The sequence below is a fragment of the Shinella yambaruensis genome (assembly GCF_050859155.1).
Taxonomy (GTDB): domain Bacteria; phylum Pseudomonadota; class Alphaproteobacteria; order Rhizobiales; family Rhizobiaceae; genus Shinella; species Shinella yambaruensis.
Genome location: NZ_CP150640.1, coordinates 173,966 through 190,690 on the forward strand (window position 1 = coordinate 173,966; position 16,725 = coordinate 190,690).

General features: G+C 66.0%; 14 protein-coding genes. 2 read left to right on the forward strand and 12 right to left on the reverse strand.

Annotated elements, in window-relative coordinates; translation table 11 throughout:
* Positions 1 to 99: 99 nt before the first annotated feature.
* Positions 100 to 1,194: an isocitrate/isopropylmalate dehydrogenase family protein gene (locus WMC41_RS26690; protein ID WP_272808186.1), complete on the reverse strand. Its 1,095-nt coding sequence runs from the start codon at positions 1,192 to 1,194 to the stop codon at positions 100 to 102.
* 86 nt (positions 1,195 to 1,280) lie between these two features.
* Positions 1,281 to 2,207, reverse strand: a complete 927-nt coding sequence (locus WMC41_RS26695) for a GntR family transcriptional regulator (RefSeq protein ID WP_272808187.1) — start codon at positions 2,205 to 2,207, stop codon at positions 1,281 to 1,283.
* A 181-nt stretch (positions 2,208 to 2,388) separates the two neighbouring features.
* On the opposite strand from WMC41_RS26695, the gene acnA reads away from it, so the two are divergent.
* Both acnA and WMC41_RS26705 read left to right on the forward strand, forming a co-directional pair.
* Positions 2,389 to 4,959, forward strand: coding sequence for an aconitate hydratase AcnA (gene acnA, locus WMC41_RS26700; RefSeq protein ID WP_432349608.1), 2,571 nt, complete (start codon positions 2,389 to 2,391; stop codon positions 4,957 to 4,959).
* Between the two features lie 189 nt (positions 4,960 to 5,148).
* Positions 5,149 to 5,529, forward strand: coding sequence for an ectoine synthase (locus WMC41_RS26705; protein WP_432349609.1), 381 nt, complete (start codon positions 5,149 to 5,151; stop codon positions 5,527 to 5,529).
* 70 nt (positions 5,530 to 5,599) lie between these two features.
* Here the strand turns inward: WMC41_RS26705 and WMC41_RS26710 are convergent, their stop codons facing one another.
* From WMC41_RS26710 to WMC41_RS26755, 10 genes are all read right to left on the reverse strand, one after another.
* Positions 5,600 to 6,526, reverse strand: coding sequence for an IS110 family transposase (locus tag WMC41_RS26710; RefSeq protein WP_432349610.1), 927 nt, complete (start codon positions 6,524 to 6,526; stop codon positions 5,600 to 5,602).
* Between the two features lie 267 nt (positions 6,527 to 6,793).
* Positions 6,794 to 7,678 carry a formyltetrahydrofolate deformylase gene (gene purU, locus WMC41_RS26715; protein ID WP_263195050.1) on the reverse strand — a complete coding sequence of 295 codons (885 nt, stop codon included), beginning with the start codon at positions 7,676 to 7,678 and terminating at the stop codon, positions 6,794 to 6,796.
* Between the two features lie 35 nt (positions 7,679 to 7,713).
* Positions 7,714 to 8,859, reverse strand: a complete 1,146-nt coding sequence (locus WMC41_RS26720) for a quaternary amine ABC transporter ATP-binding protein (RefSeq protein ID WP_288080134.1) — start codon at positions 8,857 to 8,859, stop codon at positions 7,714 to 7,716.
* 4 nt (positions 8,860 to 8,863) lie between these two features.
* Complete coding sequence (locus WMC41_RS26725) at positions 8,864 to 9,736, reverse strand: ABC transporter permease (RefSeq protein ID WP_338341924.1); 873 nt, start codon at positions 9,734 to 9,736, stop codon at positions 8,864 to 8,866.
* A gap of 116 nt (positions 9,737 to 9,852) precedes the next feature.
* On the reverse strand, positions 9,853 to 10,857 hold the full coding sequence (locus WMC41_RS26730; RefSeq protein ID WP_272808191.1) for a glycine betaine ABC transporter substrate-binding protein: 1,005 nt from the start codon (positions 10,855 to 10,857) through the stop codon (positions 9,853 to 9,855).
* Between the two features lie 102 nt (positions 10,858 to 10,959).
* Positions 10,960 to 11,964 carry an Ldh family oxidoreductase gene (locus WMC41_RS26735; protein ID WP_244770589.1) on the reverse strand — a complete coding sequence of 335 codons (1,005 nt, stop codon included), beginning with the start codon at positions 11,962 to 11,964 and terminating at the stop codon, positions 10,960 to 10,962.
* Between the two features lie 10 nt (positions 11,965 to 11,974).
* The gene (locus WMC41_RS26740; protein WP_432349611.1) at positions 11,975 to 12,547 is read right to left on the reverse strand and encodes a DUF3726 domain-containing protein; all 573 of its coding nucleotides are present in this window, start codon (positions 12,545 to 12,547) and stop codon (positions 11,975 to 11,977) included.
* On the reverse strand, positions 12,544 to 14,238 hold the full coding sequence (locus WMC41_RS26745) for a hypothetical protein (protein WP_432349612.1): 1,695 nt from the start codon (positions 14,236 to 14,238) through the stop codon (positions 12,544 to 12,546). Before WMC41_RS26745 ends, WMC41_RS26740 begins: the two co-directional genes overlap by 4 nt.
* Positions 14,235 to 15,230, reverse strand: coding sequence for a membrane dipeptidase (locus WMC41_RS26750; RefSeq protein WP_244770592.1), 996 nt, complete (start codon positions 15,228 to 15,230; stop codon positions 14,235 to 14,237). The genes WMC41_RS26745 and WMC41_RS26750 overlap by 4 nt, the downstream gene beginning before the upstream one ends.
* A gap of 4 nt (positions 15,231 to 15,234) precedes the next feature.
* Positions 15,235 to 16,686, reverse strand: coding sequence for an aldehyde dehydrogenase family protein (locus tag WMC41_RS26755; RefSeq protein WP_432349613.1), 1,452 nt, complete (start codon positions 16,684 to 16,686; stop codon positions 15,235 to 15,237).
* Between the last annotated feature and the right edge of the window lie 39 nt (positions 16,687 to 16,725).

Below are 16,725 nucleotides of genomic sequence, written 5' to 3' on the forward strand. Positions count from 1 at the left end.
CGGAGCGGCCGGGCACGTCATGCGAGGGCCACTCCCTGCCCTCGCCTCCTCCATGCTTTGCATTTTGGATTTTAAAAAATCAAAATGCAAATGCTCTTCTCAGGCACTGGCACGCTTCCGCTCGCCGCCGCCCGCCCGAACCGCGCCCGCGACAAGCGAACCGAAGGTATCGGTGTTGGTGGTCCCGCCGAGATCGCGGGTGCGGGACGCCGGGTCGGCGAGAACCTCGTCGACGGCCCGTTCGATTTCCGCGCCCGCCGCCTCGAAATGCGCCAGGCCGCGCTGCTCGCCGAGCCAGCTCAGCATCATCGCCGCGGAAAGGATGAGCGAGGTGGGGTTGGCGATGTTGCGGTTCTGGATGTCGGGTGCAGAGCCATGCTGGGCCTGGGCGCAGACGAGGCCGGTCTCGGCATTGGCATTGATCGAACCGGCAAGGCCGAGGCTGCCCGAAAGCTCGCTGGCGAGATCCGACAGGATGTCCGAGTAGAAGTTCGTCGCGACGATCACGTCGAAGCGCGAGGGGTCGCGCACCAGATGGGCGGCCATCGCGTCGATGATGAAATCGTCGAGCGTCACGTCGGGGAATTCGGCGGCGACCTTTCGCACCTGCTGCAGGAACAGGCCGTCCGTCAGGATGAAGTTGTTGGCCTTGTGGACCGCGGTTACCTTCCTGTTGCGCTTCATGGCGAGCAGGAAGGCCTGGCGGGCAATGCGTTCGCAGGCGGACGCCGTGATCTTGCGCACCGAGAGCGCCACATCCGGCGTCGGCATGAATTCACCCGTGCCGGCATACATGTTGCGGTCGGGATAGAACCCTTCCGTCGCCTCGCGCATGATCACGAGGTCCATCTTCTTGGCATCGTTGAGGAACGGGCGCGAACGCGCCGGGCGGACATTGGCATAGAGGTCGAGCTTGACGCGGAAGCCGGCCGAAACGTTCACGCCGCCCTTGTCGCGGGCGGGATAATCCATGTGCGACTGCGGTCCCAGGATGATGCCGTCGAAGGTGCGCGCGCGCTCGATCGTCTCGTCGCGCAGCGTCGTGCCGAACTTTTCCAGGCTCGTGAAGCCGGTGTCCTCGAAGTGGTATTCGAGGCCCAGACCGAACGCCGCATCGGCGACCTTCAGGACCTCCATGGTTGCCGCTGTGATCTCCGGACCGATCCCATCACACGGCGTCACGAATATTTTCATCAGATATCTCCCATGAGGCGACGAGCGAAATCGCCGCTCTGCGTCACGGGGAGATTATTGGCTTTTTAAATCTAAAAATGCAATCACTATTTTTCGAGATTGTCTTTTTCATGCGCCTGGTGCGACCAGGACCAGGTAATGGGCGACTTCTTGGAGAGTGCACCGCCGAGGTGCCGGCGCATCGCGTAGGAAGCCTCAACGACCTCGCCGCGCTCCAGTAGATCAAGGATTTCGAGGTGTTCCCGGCACTGGCGCACGGTGCGGCTGCGGTCGACGCGCGAGCGGTATTCCAGCAGGCGCCGCATGCGGTTCACGCGCACGAGCGAGATGTGGAAGAAGGGATTGTTGGCCATCTTGATCAACTCCTCATGGAAGAGCGCGCCATTGTGCAGGAGGCGTTCGGCCGGCAGCCGCTCGATGTCCGTGTCCAGCATGCGGCTCTGGATCCGGCGCTGCTCGTCGATGATCTTGCGGTCGAGCCGGAATTCGGGTTCCAGCATCGCGGCCGGTTCGATCAGCATGCGGAAGCGGTAGATCTGCTCGAAGGCCTCCGGCGTCTTGGCGACCGGCAGGAAGCGCCAGCCGTAGCCCTGCTTGCGCTCGGCCCAGCCCTCGCGGGTCGCACGCATCAGGATGTCGTTGAGCTGCGACTTGGTGAGCTCATAGCGCTCGCGCAGCATCTGTTCGGTGACTTCGGCAGGAATGCGGTCCGTCAGCCAGTCCTCCGCCAGCCGCTGGTAGTCGTTGGCGACCTCGAAGGGTCCGGTATCATCGCGCACCTGCTCGACGACGCCGCTCGCCGCCTCGCGGACGAAGAAGCCGCGGTTTTCCTTCTGCTCCAGCAGCCCCTGGCTTGCCAGCATGTCCATGGCCTCGCGCACCGGCGAGCGGGACACGCCGAAACGGTCCGCCAGCTGCTGCGTCTTCAGGTGATCGCCCACCGAAAGCTCGCCGGATGTGACGAGAAGCGTGATTTCGTTCGCGATGGTCTGGGCGAGCTGGCTGGAGCGCATGGATACCGTCCGGTCTTCTGAAGCAATCGGCTGGAGGTTATTCCATGCTGCGGGCAAAGGAAACAAGAGGCGGGATTCTTTGCATATATACCGCATTAAAAGCCAATGAATCGTCGGAAACTCGTTGACATTCTCTAATTATTGGCTTTTTACGTATTAAAAATCACTTTGGAGATGCGAAATGGCTCTGTGGATCGAAACCGAGACGGGTCCGGTCGAAGCCATTGACCTGCGCGCGGCCTTCGGCGAAGTCCGGCGCCTGCCCTTCGTCCTGCGCATCCTGCTTGAAAACGTCGCCCGCCGCGACCCCGCGCGCCTTGCCGCGTTCACCGACGCCCTGCGCGATTGGCTCGGCGAGGGCACGAGCGAGGCGGAGGTGGATTTCCACCCCTCCCGCGTCCTCATGCACGACACGACCTGCGTTCCCGCCCTGGTGGACATCGCCGCCATGCGGGACGCCATCGCAGAGACTGGCGGCGATCCGTCGCGCCTGACACCCGTGCTGCCCGTCGACGTTTCGGTCGATCACAGCGTGGCCGTCGACCGGTATGGCCGCGGCGACGCGCGGGAACACAACATGCAGCGCGAGATGGATCGCAACAGCGAGCGCTACCGCCTGATGAAATGGGCGACCACGGCACTGCCGGGCGTGCGGGTGCATCCGCCCGGCACCGGCATCATGCACACGCTGAACCTCGAACAGCTCGCCACGGTCATGGAGGTCGTCGAGCGGGACGGCACGCGCCGGGCCGCCCCGGATACGCTGATCGGCACGGACAGCCATACGCCGATGATCAACGGCATCGGCGTGCTCGCCTGGGGCGTCGGGGGCCTGGAGGCCGAGAGCGTCTTCTTCGGCCTGCCGGTGACGATCCGCCTGCCCGACGTCGTCGGGGTCCGTCTCACCGGCCGCCTCGGCCCGGGCGTGCTGTCCACGGACCTTGCACTCGAGGTCACCCATCTGCTCCGAAAGCACGGCATATCGGGAGAGTTCATCGAGTTTTTCGGCGAAGGCGTTCCGGCGCTGACCTGCGGCGACCGCGCCGTCGTCGCCAATATGGCGCCCGAATACGGCGCTTCCACCGGCTTTTTCCCGATTGACGGACAAACCATCGCCTATCTGCGCCAGACCGGCCGCAATGCGAACCATTGCGCCTTCGTCGAAAGGGCGGCAAAGGCCCTCCACCTCTGGTTCGACCCGGCGGCGGAGCCGCGCTACAGCCGTGTGATCGATCTCGACCTATCGGCAATCGAACCGATCCTCGCCGGCCCCCGACGCCCGCAGGACAGGCTGCCCGTCGCAGCGGCCGCCGAGGCACTGGAGGCAGCAAGCGGCAAGCCCTTCGAAACCGGAAAAACCATACCGGACGGCGCGATTGCCATTGCCGCCATCACGAGCTGCACCAACACCTCCGATCAGCGTCTCCTCGCCGCCGCCGGCCTCGTTGCCCGGAAAGCACGGCGCCTCGGCCTTCGCCCGCCCGCCTGGGTGAAGACATCGCTGGCGCCCGGCTCCCCCGCGGCCGAGCGCTTCCTGGCGCGCAGCGGCCTGCTTGCGGACCTGGAAGCGCTCGGCTTCGGCATCGTCGGCCACGGCTGTACGACCTGCATCGGCAATTCCGGCCCCCTGCAAGCGGACATGGCCGCGGCAATCCCGGACGGAACGGTCGCCGCCGCGCTCCTCTCCGGCAACCGGAATTTCCCCGGGCGCGTCCATCCAAGCCTCCAGTTCGGCTTCCTCGCGTCCCCACCGCTCGTCGTCGCCCTCTCGCTCATCGGCAAATTCGTCTCCGATCCGATGAACCGCGACATCGGCCGCGGCCCGCACGGGGAAACCATCCGCCTTGGCGATCTCCTCCCCGCAAACGGGGAGATCGATGCCATTGTGCGAGGGGCCTCCGAGCCCGCCGATTTCGGAGAGGCCTTCGCGCAGGCCGCAGCCAACGCGGCATGGCAGGCGCTCGATGCCCCCGCTTCCGCGCGTTTTCCCTGGGATGCCGCATCGACCTATATCCGCCGCCCGCCCTTCGCCTCCGCGCGGACGGCAAGCCGGCTCGGCGCCTACGAAGCCCATCCGCTGCTCGTTCTCGGCGACGACATGACCACCGACCATATCTCGCCGGCCGGCCAGATCGGCGCGGCCAGCCATGCGGGACGGCATCTCGTCGCGCATGGCGACCCGCCGGACGACCTGAATGTCTACGCCGCCCGCCGCGGAAACTGGGAGGTTATGGTCCGCGGCCTCTTCGACAACCGCACCGCCGGCAACCTGCTGATCGACGGCCGGCCCGCCGCCCGCACCATCCATGCCCCGACGATGGAGGAAGGCCCCCTCTGGGCGATCGCCGAACGTTACCGGCAGGAAAACCGGCCGGTCGTCATCGTCGCGGGCGAACGATACGGCACCGGTTCCTCGCGCGACTGGGCGGCCAAAGGCGTCGCCCTCCTCGGCATACGCGCCGTCATCGCCCGCAGCTTCGAGCGCATCCACCGCAGCAACCTCATCGGCATGGGCGTGCTTCCCGTGGTGATCGATCGCGCCGTGCCGCTTTCGATAGGACCGCAGGACAGGATCGCGATCGATGCCACGGCAGTGGAGCCGAGAAGCGAGCTGAAACTGCTCATCCGCCGCGCCGACGGCCAAAGCCAGGCTTTGGTGGGAAGGGCGGCCGTGGAAACGGAACGGGAAATCCGGATCCTCAACGCCGGAGGAATGATCTCCACGATCTTGTCCGACACGCGAACGCGTTGAAGTATCGCGCCATACGCCAACAGGCCTGGTGAGACGCACCGGCCACGGCATTCCCTCCCATAGGATGGACGCTGCGCGGCCGGCAGGCATATCTCGCGCGCCATGGGCGTGATAATCACGGGAAGCCGCCGCACGGATAGAACCAGCCCTCGCGGACATCGAACAAGATATCGAGTAGGAGGAAAAAACATGATCGTCGTCACATCTGAGGAGATTGCAGGTACGCCGCGGGATGCGTCGGGTCCCGGCTGGCAGAGCCGCCGGATGATCGTGCGGGAACATGAAATGGGACACTCGGTTCACGAGACCCGGGTGGCAAAAGGTGCCGAACTGCACCTGCACTACAAGAACCATTTCGAAACGAACTATTGCATCTCCGGCGAGGGCGAAGTGGAGAATGTTTCCACGGGAGAGGTCTTTCCCATCGTCCCGGGAACGATCTATGCCTTGAACGAGCACGATCCCCATATCCTGCGCGCGAAGGAAGCGCTCCTGCTGGTTTGTGTGTTCACGCCGCCGCTCTCGGGCAGCGAGGTTCATCGCGAGGACGGCAGCTACGCCGAGGGCTGAGCACCCGTCTCCATTTCCACGGGATGCAAAACCAAAGGCACAAGCCGCGGGTGACACATGGCAACTGTGTTCAAGCGAAGTTGGTTTTGTCGCGCTGCATTGCATTGAGGATCGTGATGAGCTTTCTTGCGACGGCGATGATGCCGGCCTTTGCGGAACCTGTTCTGGCTGAGACGGCCTGATGGAAGGCGCGCAGGCGCGCTGAAGCCTTGATCGCGCCGAGAGCCGCCATGTAGAGGGCCTTTCGCACGCGTGGCCTGCCGCCCTTGATGCGGCGGCGGCCGGATCTCCTGCCGGAATCGTCATTGAAGGGAGCAAGGCCGGCAAGGCTTGCGGCTGTTTTGGGCGAAAGGCTGCCGAGTTCGGGCATATGGGCCAGCAGGGTCAAGGCTGTCACCTTGCCCACGCCGGGCGCGGAGGTAAGGCGGTGCGCCTGCTGAGCGAGATGTCCATTCTTCATCTGCTCGTCGATCGCAGCCTGGATCGAGGCGATCCTCTCGCCGAGGATGGCGATCATGGCCTCGATGTCGGCGCGGACGGCGGGATCGAAGGCATCGCAAAGATGCCGGCGCTCGGTTGCACGGGCATCGACGAGCTGATCCCGGCGGCGGGCAAGGGCCGCCAGGCGCTCGCGCACCGGGCAAGGCGGCGCCTCGGCCGTCAGGCCGAACATGGTTCCCATCTCGCAAAGCGAGCGGGCATCGATGCGGTCGGTCTTGGCCAGCCGTCCCCGCGCTTCGGCAAAGCGCCGGGCCGTCTTCGGGTTGACGCGGGCAAAGGCGATGCCGGCCTGTGCCAGACACAGGCGCAGCAGCCGGTCGCAATGACCTGTCGCCTCGAAGACGACCAGGTCGGTGGCCGGGTCGAGGCCACGGGCAAAAGCGGACAGCGCGGTCTGCTCGTTGGGAATGCGGCAGAACCTGGCCGTTTTCGGATCGAAGATGTCGATCATGTCCTTGCCGATGTCGCAGCCGATGAAGGTATGGTGTATCGTCATGGCGCCTGCTCCTGTGTGCGGGGTCTGTGGCGACAGCCCCGTGCAACTGTTCAGGTTGATGGGCGAAGCGGGAAGGGGCCAAGCCATGCCGCGGCCTGCCGTCACAAACGGCGGCCTGGATCCTCTCGGCCTCCTTCCCGCAACCATCTTACATCAGACCAAACACACAGGATCCTCGGGTCAAGCCCGAGGATGACGGCGGTGGGTGGGGCGGCGCTCTTCATCAGGCTGGGCCGGCGTTTCGCCGGCCTTTTGTCGTCTTTCGGCTCAGCCCATGCGCTCGGAGGCGTAGGAGCCGGGGCTGGGCGGGAAGACGATGGTCTTGTTGCCGTTCATGAAGACGCGGTGGTGGATATGGGCATGCACCGCGCGGGCCAGAACCTGGCTCTCCACGTCCCGGCCGATCGACACATAGTCGTCCGCCGACTGCGCATGCGTGATGCGCGCCACGTCCTGCTCGATGATCGGACCCTCGTCGAGGTCTTCCGTCACATAGTGCGCCGTCGCGCCGATCAGCTTCACGCCGCGCTCGAAGGCCTGCTTGTACGGGTTCGCCCCCTTGAACGACGGCAGGAACGAGTGGTGGATGTTGATGATCCGGCCCGACATCTTCTTGCACACCGCATCCGACAGCACCTGCATGTAGCGGGCGAGCACGATCAGCTCGGCGCCGGACTGCTCGACGATCTCCATCAGCCGCGCCTCGGCCTGCGGCTTGTTCTCCTTCGTCACCTTGACGTGGTGGAAGGGGATGTCGTGGTTGACGATGACCTTCTGGTAATCGAAATGGTTCGAGACGACGCCGACGATGTCGATCGGCAGCGCGCCGATCTTCCAGCGATAGAGCAGGTCGTTCAGGCAATGGCCGAAGCGCGAGACCATCAGCAGCACCTTCATGCGCTCGTCGCTGTTGTGGAACTCGTAGGCCATGGCGAAGGCCTTGGCGACCGGCGCAAAACCCGCGTCGATATCGTCCTGGCTTGCGCCGCCTTCGCTCTTGAAGGTCAGGCGCATGAAGAACAGGCCCGTCTCCTGGTCGTCGAACTGCGAACTGTCGACGATGTTGCACTCCTTCTCGGCGAGGTAGCCGGTAATCGCGGCGACAATGCCGCGGGTCGATTGGCACGATACGGTCAGCACATAGGTCTTCATCGGTTCGTTTCCCCTGGAAGCCGGACGGGCGCGCTTCAGGCCGGCCGCGCGGCGCGCGCGAGGGCCTTGAAGGCCATTTCACGGGTCAGCATGCCGATTGCCGCCCCGCCCTCCGTGACAAGGATGGCATTTTGCGCGGCGAGCGGCGCAAAGCACTGGCCGAGGGCGGCATTGGCGTCGATGCTGGCCACCGGGACGGCCTCGCCGGAAGCGCCGCGGGCAAGGAGGCGCAACGCGCCGTCCCGGGCGACGATGACACCCGGATGCTCGCCGAGCAGCGCGGCGGACCGCTCCGGCGTCGCCTCCGCCTGCGTCAGGACCGGAATCCGCGTGAAGGCCTCGTGGGCATAGAGGGCACGCGACAGGTCGACCTTCCGCACGAACCGTTCGACATAATCGTCGGCCGGCCGGAACAGGATCTCCTCACCCGTGCCGACCTGACGCAATTCGCCGTCCTTGAGGATGGCGATGCGGTCGCCGAGATGAAGGGCCTCGTCGAGGTCGTGGGTGATGAAGATGATGGTCTTTTTCAGCCGTGCCTGGATATCCTTCAGCTGCTCCTGCATGTCGCTCTTGATCAGCGGGTCGAGCGCGCTGAAGGCTTCGTCCATCAAAAGCACATCCGCTTGCGTCGCCAGTGCCCGTGCCAGGCCGACGCGCTGCTGCATGCCGCCGGAAAGCTGGCGTGGAAAGCGGTTCTCGAACCCCTTGAGCCCGACGAGCTCCAGCTGCTCCATGCCGAGGGCCACCGCCTCGCGGCGGTTGACGCCCTGCAGGATCGGCCCGCAGATGGTATTTTCCAGCACCGTCTGGTGCGGCAGCAGGCCGAAACGCTGGAACACCATGGAAATGCCGGTGCGGCGGAAGGCGATGAGCTCCTTCGCATTCATCTCCATGATGTTGCGACCGTCGACGAGGATGCGGCCTGCCGTGGGCTCGATCAGCCGGTTGAAATGACGGATCAGGGTGGATTTCCCCGAACCCGACAGGCCCATGATGACGAAGGTCTCGCCGCGATGGATCGAGAAGTCGATGTCCTTGAGGCCGACGACACAGCCGGTCCTCTGCAGAACCTCGGCCTTCTGCGCGCCGGCGCGCAGCTCGGCGAGCGCATCGTCCGGGCGGTTGCCGAAGATCTTGTAGACCTTGTCGACCTGGATTTTCACGTCGGAAGCACTCACGGCCTCATTCCCCGCTGGCAAGATGTTTCTGGGCACGCCGGCCATAGGACTGGGCGATGCGGTCGAAGATCACGGCGAGGAAGACGATGGCGATGCCGGCGATGAGACCGCGGCTGACCTCCAGCCGCTGAATACCCTGCAGAACCTGATAGCCGAGGCCGCCGGCACCGATCATCGAGGCGATGACCACCATGGAAAGCGCCATCATCGTCGTCTGGTTGACGCCGGCCATGATGGTCGGCAGGGCAAGCGGGATCTGCACCTTGAGGAGTTTCTGCCGCGGCGTCGCGCCGAAGGCAACGATCGCCTCGACCACTTCGCCGTCGACCTGGCGGATGCCGAGATCGGTCAGCCGGATCACCGGCGGAATGGCGAAGAACACGGTGGCAAGGATCGCCGGGATCTTTCCCGGGCCGAACAGCATGACGAAGGGAATGAGATAAACGAAGATCGGCAGCGTCTGCATGATGTCGAGCAGCGGCAGCGCGATCGAGCGCAGCCAGTCCGAGCGCGCCATGACGATGCCGAGTGGAATGCCGATCACGACGGCCACCACCGTCGCGGCGAGCATGAGCGCAATCGTCGCCATCGCGTCGTTCCAAAGGCCGAGGGCCCCGATGAAGACGAGCATGGCGACGGCCCCGCCGGTTGCCTTGAGGCTCCGTGCGGCCGAATAGGTCAGCGCGGCGATGACGGCGATGGTGACGTACCACGGCAGCCATTGCAGGAAGCTTTCAAGGGCGCTCAGGAGCTTGAGCAGCGGCAGCAGCATTCGTTCGAACGTATCGCCGTAATGCGCCACGACCCAGCTGAAGCCGTCGTCGATGGCAAAGCGGAGACCACGGGTATCGATGAATTCGGGGAAATTGTCTGCCACGGCACAAGCCTTTCACGCTGCATCTCTTGCCGGCCGCCATACGGCACGGACCGCCGGCAAAGGAAGGTCGCAAGAGCGGCGCAACCGCGCGGTCGCGCCGCCTCGCCAGAGGACCCTCAGAGCGAGGCCTTGACCTTTTCGGCGACGTCGGCCGGGACCCACTTGGTCCAGATGCTCTCATAGTTCTTGAAGAAATAGGCTGCGACTTCCTCAGGCGAGGCCTTGTTGTCGTCGCCCCAGGCCAGCACGTCGCTGATCTCGGCGTTCGGAACCTGCATCTTCGACAGGAACTCTGCGACATCCGGCGCCTTTTCCTTCAGGCTCGTGGTCGCGGCGACGGCAACCTCGCCCACGGCCCAGCCGGTCAGTTCCGGCTTCTCGCACTTGGCATCGGTGAGGCATGTGAACTTGGCCGCATCATAGGCGGGCATGTCCAGCACCTTGAGCCTGTACTTGCCGATCACCTCGGTCGGCCCCCAGTACCAGCCGACAAATGGCTTCTGGCGCGAGACCTGGCGGGCGATGGTGGCCTTGAGGTTTGCACCGGATCCGGTCGGATAGACTTCATAGGTCTCCTCAAGGCCGAGCGCCTTGATGAGGTTGTTGGTGATGATCTCGCAGCCCCAGCCGGGCGGGCAGGCAAAGAAGCGCCCCTTGCCGGGGGCCGATGCGTCCTCGAACACCTTCCAATTGTCCTTGAGGTCGCTGACGGAACGGATTTCCGGATGCGCCTCTGCAACATAGTCCGGGATCCACCAGCCTTCCTGGCCGCCGCTGGCGAAGATATCACCGGCCTTGTAGACCGTGCCCTTCGCCAGCATCTGGTCCCAGGTCGACTTGACGGTCGAGACCCAGAGTTCCGGCGCGATGTCCGGCTCGCCCTTGGCCAGCATGGAGGAGGCCGTCGGCACCGTGTCGCCGGGCACGATCTGCACGGTGCAGCCATAGCCTTCGGCAAGGATCGCCTTGGTCACATAGGCGAGCGTGCCGGCGGAAAGCCACGTCATTTCCGCCACCGTGATCGGATCCGTCGTGCCGCATTCCGCCGCCTGGGCAGCGTTGCCGCCGAGCAGCATGCAAGAGAGGCAAGCGCCCGCGAGAATCGATGTCCTGATCTTCATGTCCGTTCCCTTTGTTGTGGTTGTCGTGCTCGTGACGGTTACGATGTCGAATGCGGTAACTTTTATCAAACCGAAATAACTGATCCGCATTTCAGAAAAACTTTAGCGAATGAACGCCTCGATCCGCTCGATCAGCGCGGCGTCGACCGCCACGCCATCCCGCTCGGTGCGCTGGCGCGCGGCCCGCCGGCGGCCGCCCGGCAGACGCGCGCCCTCCTGCCCGGCGATGGCGCCGAGAAGGTTTGCGACCTGCGGCGAAAAGGTTGGTGAAAAGGCCGACGGATCGAAGGCGATGAAGCACTGGCCGGTCCGCGGCGGCCCGCCCGCCGTGCCGGAGAACGGGCTCGCATCCTTGCTGAGGGCCGCTCCCGACAGGCAGGATGCAAGGATCTCGACGAGAAGGCCGGCGCCGAACCCCTTGTAGCCGCCGGCCGGCAGCATCGAGCCCTTGAGGGCGGCGACGGGATCGAGCGTCGGCGCGCCATCGGCATCGAGCGCCCAGCCAGGTTCGATGGGCCTGCCCTCGCGCGAGCGCAGAAGGATCTCCGATTTCGCCACCACGCTTGCCGACTGGTCGAGCACGAGCGCGACCCCGCCTGCCTCGTCCGGCACGCCGAGCGCGAAGGGATTGGTGCCGATGACGGGCGTGCGCCCGCCGGGCGGCGCGATGGACGCCGGGGCATGGGTAGTGCAAAGGCCGAGCAGGCCCGCTTCGGCGATGCGCTCGGCATGATGGCCGAGCACGCCGCAATTGTAGGAGTTGAACACCGTCAGCGCGGCTACCCCGTTCCGCCCGGCGGCGGCGACGAAGCGATCCCAGCCGGCATCGATCGCCGGATGGGCGAAGCCGGTCGCCGCATCGACGACGATGGCGCCGGGACGCGGCTGCGACACGACGGGCGACGCCCTGCCGTCGACCTTGCCGCAGCGCAGGTGCTCCGCGTAGATCGGCACATAGAGCAGGCCATGGCTGCGAATGCCGTCGCGCTCGGCCAGCATCGTCGACCGGGCGACGGCGGCGGCGTTGTCCGTGCTGGCCCCCGACGCCGTCAGTGCGCGCAGGCACAGATGCTCGACCGCAGCGAGCGTCATCACCCGTTCCGTCATGGAAATATCCTCAATCGTTGTCCGTGGTTCCCGCGCCCGCACCCTGCGCGCGCGAAAAATCCGAGGCCGGGACGCAGGTTCGCGCCGCAAGCGCGAGTGCCGCCGCATAGGCCGCCAGATCACTTGCCGCCGGCCGCGGCGTTGCCGGCCGCGCAAGGCGATCGTCCCCGGGCAGGAGACGAAGCACCGCCGCGGACGGCATGAGGCCACCGGCATCCTCCACCAGCGCAAGCGGGACGACAGCGCCCTTCCCGCGCTCCACCGCAAGGCACAGCCCCATGTCCCCTGCCGTCGCACCGGCAAGACCGATCAGCACCAGGCCGCAATCCCGGCCGTGCAGCGCGACCTCGTCCCGGCCGCCGCAGCAGAGCGCATCGATGTCCGCAAGGCCGTCGAGAATGTCATCCGGCCCCCGCCCGGCAAGCGCGTCGACGACGGCAGCGACGGCATCGACGCCGCGCGCCGACAGCCAGACGGCGGCCTCGCCGATATCCTCCGCGACGCCGTAAGGCAGTCCAGCGCCGGCAGCCGCCTTGCGGGCGAGTGTCTGCACTTCATTGTAGGAAAGCAGGATCGTCGTCATGGCAGCACCGGAAGCCAGCAGTCGTCGGTTTCGCCGGCCGTGATCTCGCCGGCCGTCGGGGCGCCCTGGAAGAGCGTGATGCGCGTCCAGCGATCCGAGCGCGGATCGAATTTCGACGCGCCGAAGAAGGCGAGCTTGCAGCGTAGCATGTCGATCGGCAGGCAGCGGTCCGAGAGCAGGTTGTCGCGGATTTCCGCATAGGGCGCGCCGGCCGTTGCCTGGATGCGTCGGACCATGTGGCGATGCCGCGGGAAACGGGCGAGGAAGGCGGCGACGGTCCCGGTCTCCGGCACTTCGGCAAGGTCGGCGGCGAGCCGCTGCGCCTGTCGGGCGATGTCGAGCGGCAGTTCCAGTTCCGCCCCGGGCTCTGCGCCGCGGCGGCCGAGGCGCGGCTCCAGCTTCTCCTGCGAGACATACCAGAACTGGGCGGTTTCGGCCGGCTGCCCGAAGGCGATGGCGAGCGCCCATCCATAGTGCTCGCGCAGGAGCGCGCGGAGGGCCGCCAGGTCCATGCCCGGTCGGAGCACCCCTTCGCGCACCGCCGCCATGCCGCCCGCAAGGTCATCGTTTTCAGGTCCCGCCATCTCGATGAGCAGCGCGGCAAGCAGTTCCTGGAAATCCACGGAGAGGAGCTGCCCGCGGTCGAGCAGGGCCGCGACCGGAAAGGCCGTGGCCAGCAGCCGCGCAGGATCGATCCAGGCTTCGGCCTCCGTCCACTCCGCGCGCAGGCGGACGATGCGTGCCGCAAGGGCGCCGTCCTCCACCGACCATTGGTCGAGGTGCCGGGCCGCCTGTCGCCAGAGATCGGCCAGCCTGTTCAACGCCGCCGCATCAAGGTGTGGTTTCGACCGCACACGCGCCAGGGCGGTCTCGCGGGCGAGGACCCAGTTGTTCAGCAGCACGGGATGGTTTGCCAGGAACGGCGCCATGCCGAGGCCGGTGGAATTGCCGACCCCGATGTGGCGGCGCAAGTCCGGCGCCAGCGGCACGGCGGTTTCGGGCGCACGGCACCGGGCGACGTGCTCGACGAGGTCGTGCGAGAATTCGCGGATCAGCCAGACGGTCAGCATCTCCGCCTGGAAGGGGCCATCCAGTCCCCTGCGCCCGGCAAGGACGCAACGGTCGGCGATGCCGAATTTTCCATTGCCGTAGACGGCGGTGGTGCGCAGCAGATAGCCGACCTCGCCGAGACGCGCCCGATCCGGCTGGCGGCCGTGGGCCAGGCTGTCGGCGACATGCTCGAAGAAGCGCACGGACTTGTTGGCGCGGCTCAGCACCAGGTCGCGTGGGCCGAAGCGCCCCGCCTCCTGCCGCGGCGCGTTCGCCCGCAGCCGGCCGATCTCGGCGGCATCGGGAATGCCGTCATAGAGCACGTAGCTCGTATCCCAGGCCTCGGCGATCACGCGGTCGGAGCGCTGGTCGTCGGAGAGCGGGCAGGAGAAGGCGACAAGGCTGTAGTCATGACTGCCGAGCCGCAGCGTATAGACCGCCTCGCCAAACCCTTCGTCGTCCATGCGCCAGACACCGCGGTGCACCGCCGCGCCGCTTGCCGCAAGATGCCGGATCAGGCTGCGCAGGAAGCTGAGCCGCGTCGGGAAAGAGGCCCCCATTCGCCGCAGGCGCATGACGACATCCGGCGAGCGCAGTGCCAGTGCAGGCTCCGTCGTTACGTCGAGCGCGCGGCCGGTCATGGCATCGGCCCGAACGAAGCGTTGTAGAAGCGCAGCCAGTTGCCGCCCATGATGCCGCCCATCTCGGCCTCCGAGAAACCGGCCCTGTGCAGCCCGTCCCGCAGGTTGCCGAGATCGGCATTGCTGGTGAACCAGGCCGGCTGGCGGGGAAAGCCGGCCGCGGCGGCCGATCCTTCACCGAAATCCATCACCTTCGACCAGCGGCCATTGCGCATCCATGTCACCACCGAATCCGGCTGGTCCTGGCAAAGGTCGCTGCCGATGCCGACATGCTCGACGCCGTAGCGCGCGGCCGTCTCCGCGACCATGGCGCAAAAACCCTCCAGCGTGCAGTTGGACCCGTCCTTCAGGTGATGCGGATAGAGCGACAGGCCGAGCATGCCGCCGGATCGTGCCAGCGCCTTCAGGACCGTGTCGGACTTGTTGCGCAGGGCAGGATGCCACCAGTGCGGATTGGCATGGGTAATGGCGATCGGACGGGTCGAGATCTCTATCGCCTCCAGGGTCGAGCGTTCGGCGGAATGGCTCATGTCGATGACCATGCCGACACGGTTCATCTCGGCGATGGCCTGGCGACCGAAGCGGGTGATGCCGGGATCTTCCCCCTCGTAGCAGCCGGTGGCAAGCAAGGACTGGTTGTTGTAGGAAAGCTGCATGAAGCGAACGCCGAGCGTATGGCAGACCTCGATAAGCCCGATATCGTCCTCGATGGGCGACGGGTTCTGCAGGCCGAAGAAGATGGCCGTGCGCCCCTCCCGCATCGCCCGCTCGATATCGCTGCCGGATCGGCCCGGGAAGATGAGGTCCGGGTGGCGCTCGAAGTGGCGGTTCCAGGCGATGATGTTGGCGACCGTCTCGCGGAAGCTCTCGTGATAGGCGATGGTGGCATGGACCGCATGCACGCCGCCGGCCCGCATCTGGGAGAAAACGCGCGGGCTCCAGTTGGCATATTGCAGGCAATCGACGAGGGGGCTGGCGATCTTTGCATCCATGGCCTTACTCCGGCTCCCCCGCCCGGATATAGGCGGTCTTGACCTGGGTGTAGAATTCGGCAGCCGAGCGGCCCTGCTCGCGCGAGCCGAAACTCGAATCCTTCCGCCCGCCGAAAGGCACATGATAGTCCGTGCCCGCCGTGGGCAGGTTGACGGTCACGCAGCCGGTTTCGACATGGCGCCGGAAGTGGGTGGCGCGCGCGAGCGAGCCGGTGAAGATGCCGGCAACCAGCCCGAAGCGCGTGTCGTTGACGACGGAAAGTCCCTCCTCGTAGGAGCCGACCTTCTGCACCGCGGCGACGGGCGCGAACATCTCCTCGCGGTTGAAATCCATGGCATTGGTCGTGCCGGTCAGGAGCGCCGGCGCCATGTAGAAGCCGTCATGGGCAAGCTGCAGGCGCTCGCCCCCGACGGCGACCGCGGCGCCGGCGGCGCGGGCACGCTCCATCCAGGCGAGGTTGGCGGCAAGCTGGCGTTCGCTGACCACCGGGCCGACCTGCGTTCCGTCCGCCAGCGCATGGCCGACCTTCAGCGCCGCGACGGCGGCAGCCAGTTTCTCGACAAAGACGTCGTGGACCTTCGCATGGACCAGGAGACGGGAGGAGGCGGTGCATTTCTGCCCCGTGCCCGAATAGCCGCCGCCGATCGAGGCCGCGACGGCAAGGTCGATATCGGCGTCGTCCATGACGAGCAGGGCGTTCTTGGAGCCGAGTTCCAGCTGGAACTTGGTGAGGTTCGCGACTGCGGCGACCGCCACCTGGCAACCGACCTCATAGGACCCGGTAAACGTGATGGCATCGACCCCGCGATGGCCGGCAAGTCCGTTGCCGACGACCGAACCTGGCCCCATCAGCAGCTGGAACGTCCCATCCGGCAGGCCGGCGCGGTGGATGATGTCGGCAAGCGCGAAGGCCGAGGCCGGCGTCTCGTTGGCCGGCTTCCAGATGACGGCATTGCCATAGGCGAGCGCCGGGGCGATCTTCCAGCTGGCGGTGGCGGTCGGGAAATTCCAGGGGGAAACGACGGCCACCAGCCCCATCGGCTCGCGGCGCATGTCGATCTCGATGCCGGGACGGACCGAATCCGCGTTCTCGCCGAGCTGACGCAGCACTTCGGCCGCGTAATAGGTGAAGAACTGGCCGGCGCGGAACACCTCGCCGCGGCCTTCCGCCAACGGCTTGCCCTCTTCGCGCGATAAGAGTTCGCCGAGTTCGGCGGCGCGCTCCATCAGTTCCATGCCGATCGTGTTGAGGATCGCCTGGCGCTGTTCGAGCCCGGTCTTCCGCCAGGCCGGCAGTGCTGCGCGGCCGGCGGCCACGGCCTCGTCGACATCGGCTGCATCGGCCTGCGCGTAAAGGCCGATCAGGTCGGTGACATCCGACGGGTTGCGGTTCTCGTGGAAACGTTCGCCCTGCCTCCATCGGCCGCCGATCAGGTTGGCGTAGCGTTCTGCCATTTGCATCTCCATTCCGTTCAACCGAAAATCCGCCAGCGC

Excerpts from the sequence above, each read along its gene's own strand:
- WMC41_RS26705 (WP_432349609.1), top strand. The coding sequence starts at position 5,149 with ATGATCGTCGTCACATCTGAGGAGATTGCAGGTACGCCGCGGGATGCG.
- WMC41_RS26710 (WP_432349610.1), bottom strand. The coding sequence starts at position 6,526 with ATGACGATACACCATACCTTCATCGGCTGCGACATCGGCAAGGACATG.
- WMC41_RS26755 (WP_432349613.1), bottom strand. The coding sequence starts at position 16,686 with ATGGCAGAACGCTACGCCAACCTGATCGGCGGCCGATGGAGGCAGGGC.
- purU (WP_263195050.1), bottom strand. The coding sequence starts at position 7,678 with ATGAAGACCTATGTGCTGACCGTATCGTGCCAATCGACCCGCGGCATT.
- WMC41_RS26690 (WP_272808186.1), bottom strand. The coding sequence starts at position 1,194 with ATGAAAATATTCGTGACGCCGTGTGATGGGATCGGTCCGGAGATCACA.
- WMC41_RS26735 (WP_244770589.1), bottom strand. The coding sequence starts at position 11,964 with ATGACGGAACGGGTGATGACGCTCGCTGCGGTCGAGCATCTGTGCCTG.
- WMC41_RS26730 (WP_272808191.1), bottom strand. The coding sequence starts at position 10,857 with ATGAAGATCAGGACATCGATTCTCGCGGGCGCTTGCCTCTCTTGCATG.
- acnA (WP_432349608.1), top strand. The coding sequence starts at position 2,389 with ATGGCTCTGTGGATCGAAACCGAGACGGGTCCGGTCGAAGCCATTGAC.
- WMC41_RS26740 (WP_432349611.1), bottom strand. The coding sequence starts at position 12,547 with ATGACGACGATCCTGCTTTCCTACAATGAAGTGCAGACACTCGCCCGC.
- WMC41_RS26745 (WP_432349612.1), bottom strand. The coding sequence starts at position 14,238 with ATGACCGGCCGCGCGCTCGACGTAACGACGGAGCCTGCACTGGCACTG.
- WMC41_RS26750 (WP_244770592.1), bottom strand. The coding sequence starts at position 15,230 with ATGGATGCAAAGATCGCCAGCCCCCTCGTCGATTGCCTGCAATATGCC.
- WMC41_RS26695 (WP_272808187.1), bottom strand. The coding sequence starts at position 2,207 with ATGCGCTCCAGCCAGCTCGCCCAGACCATCGCGAACGAAATCACGCTT.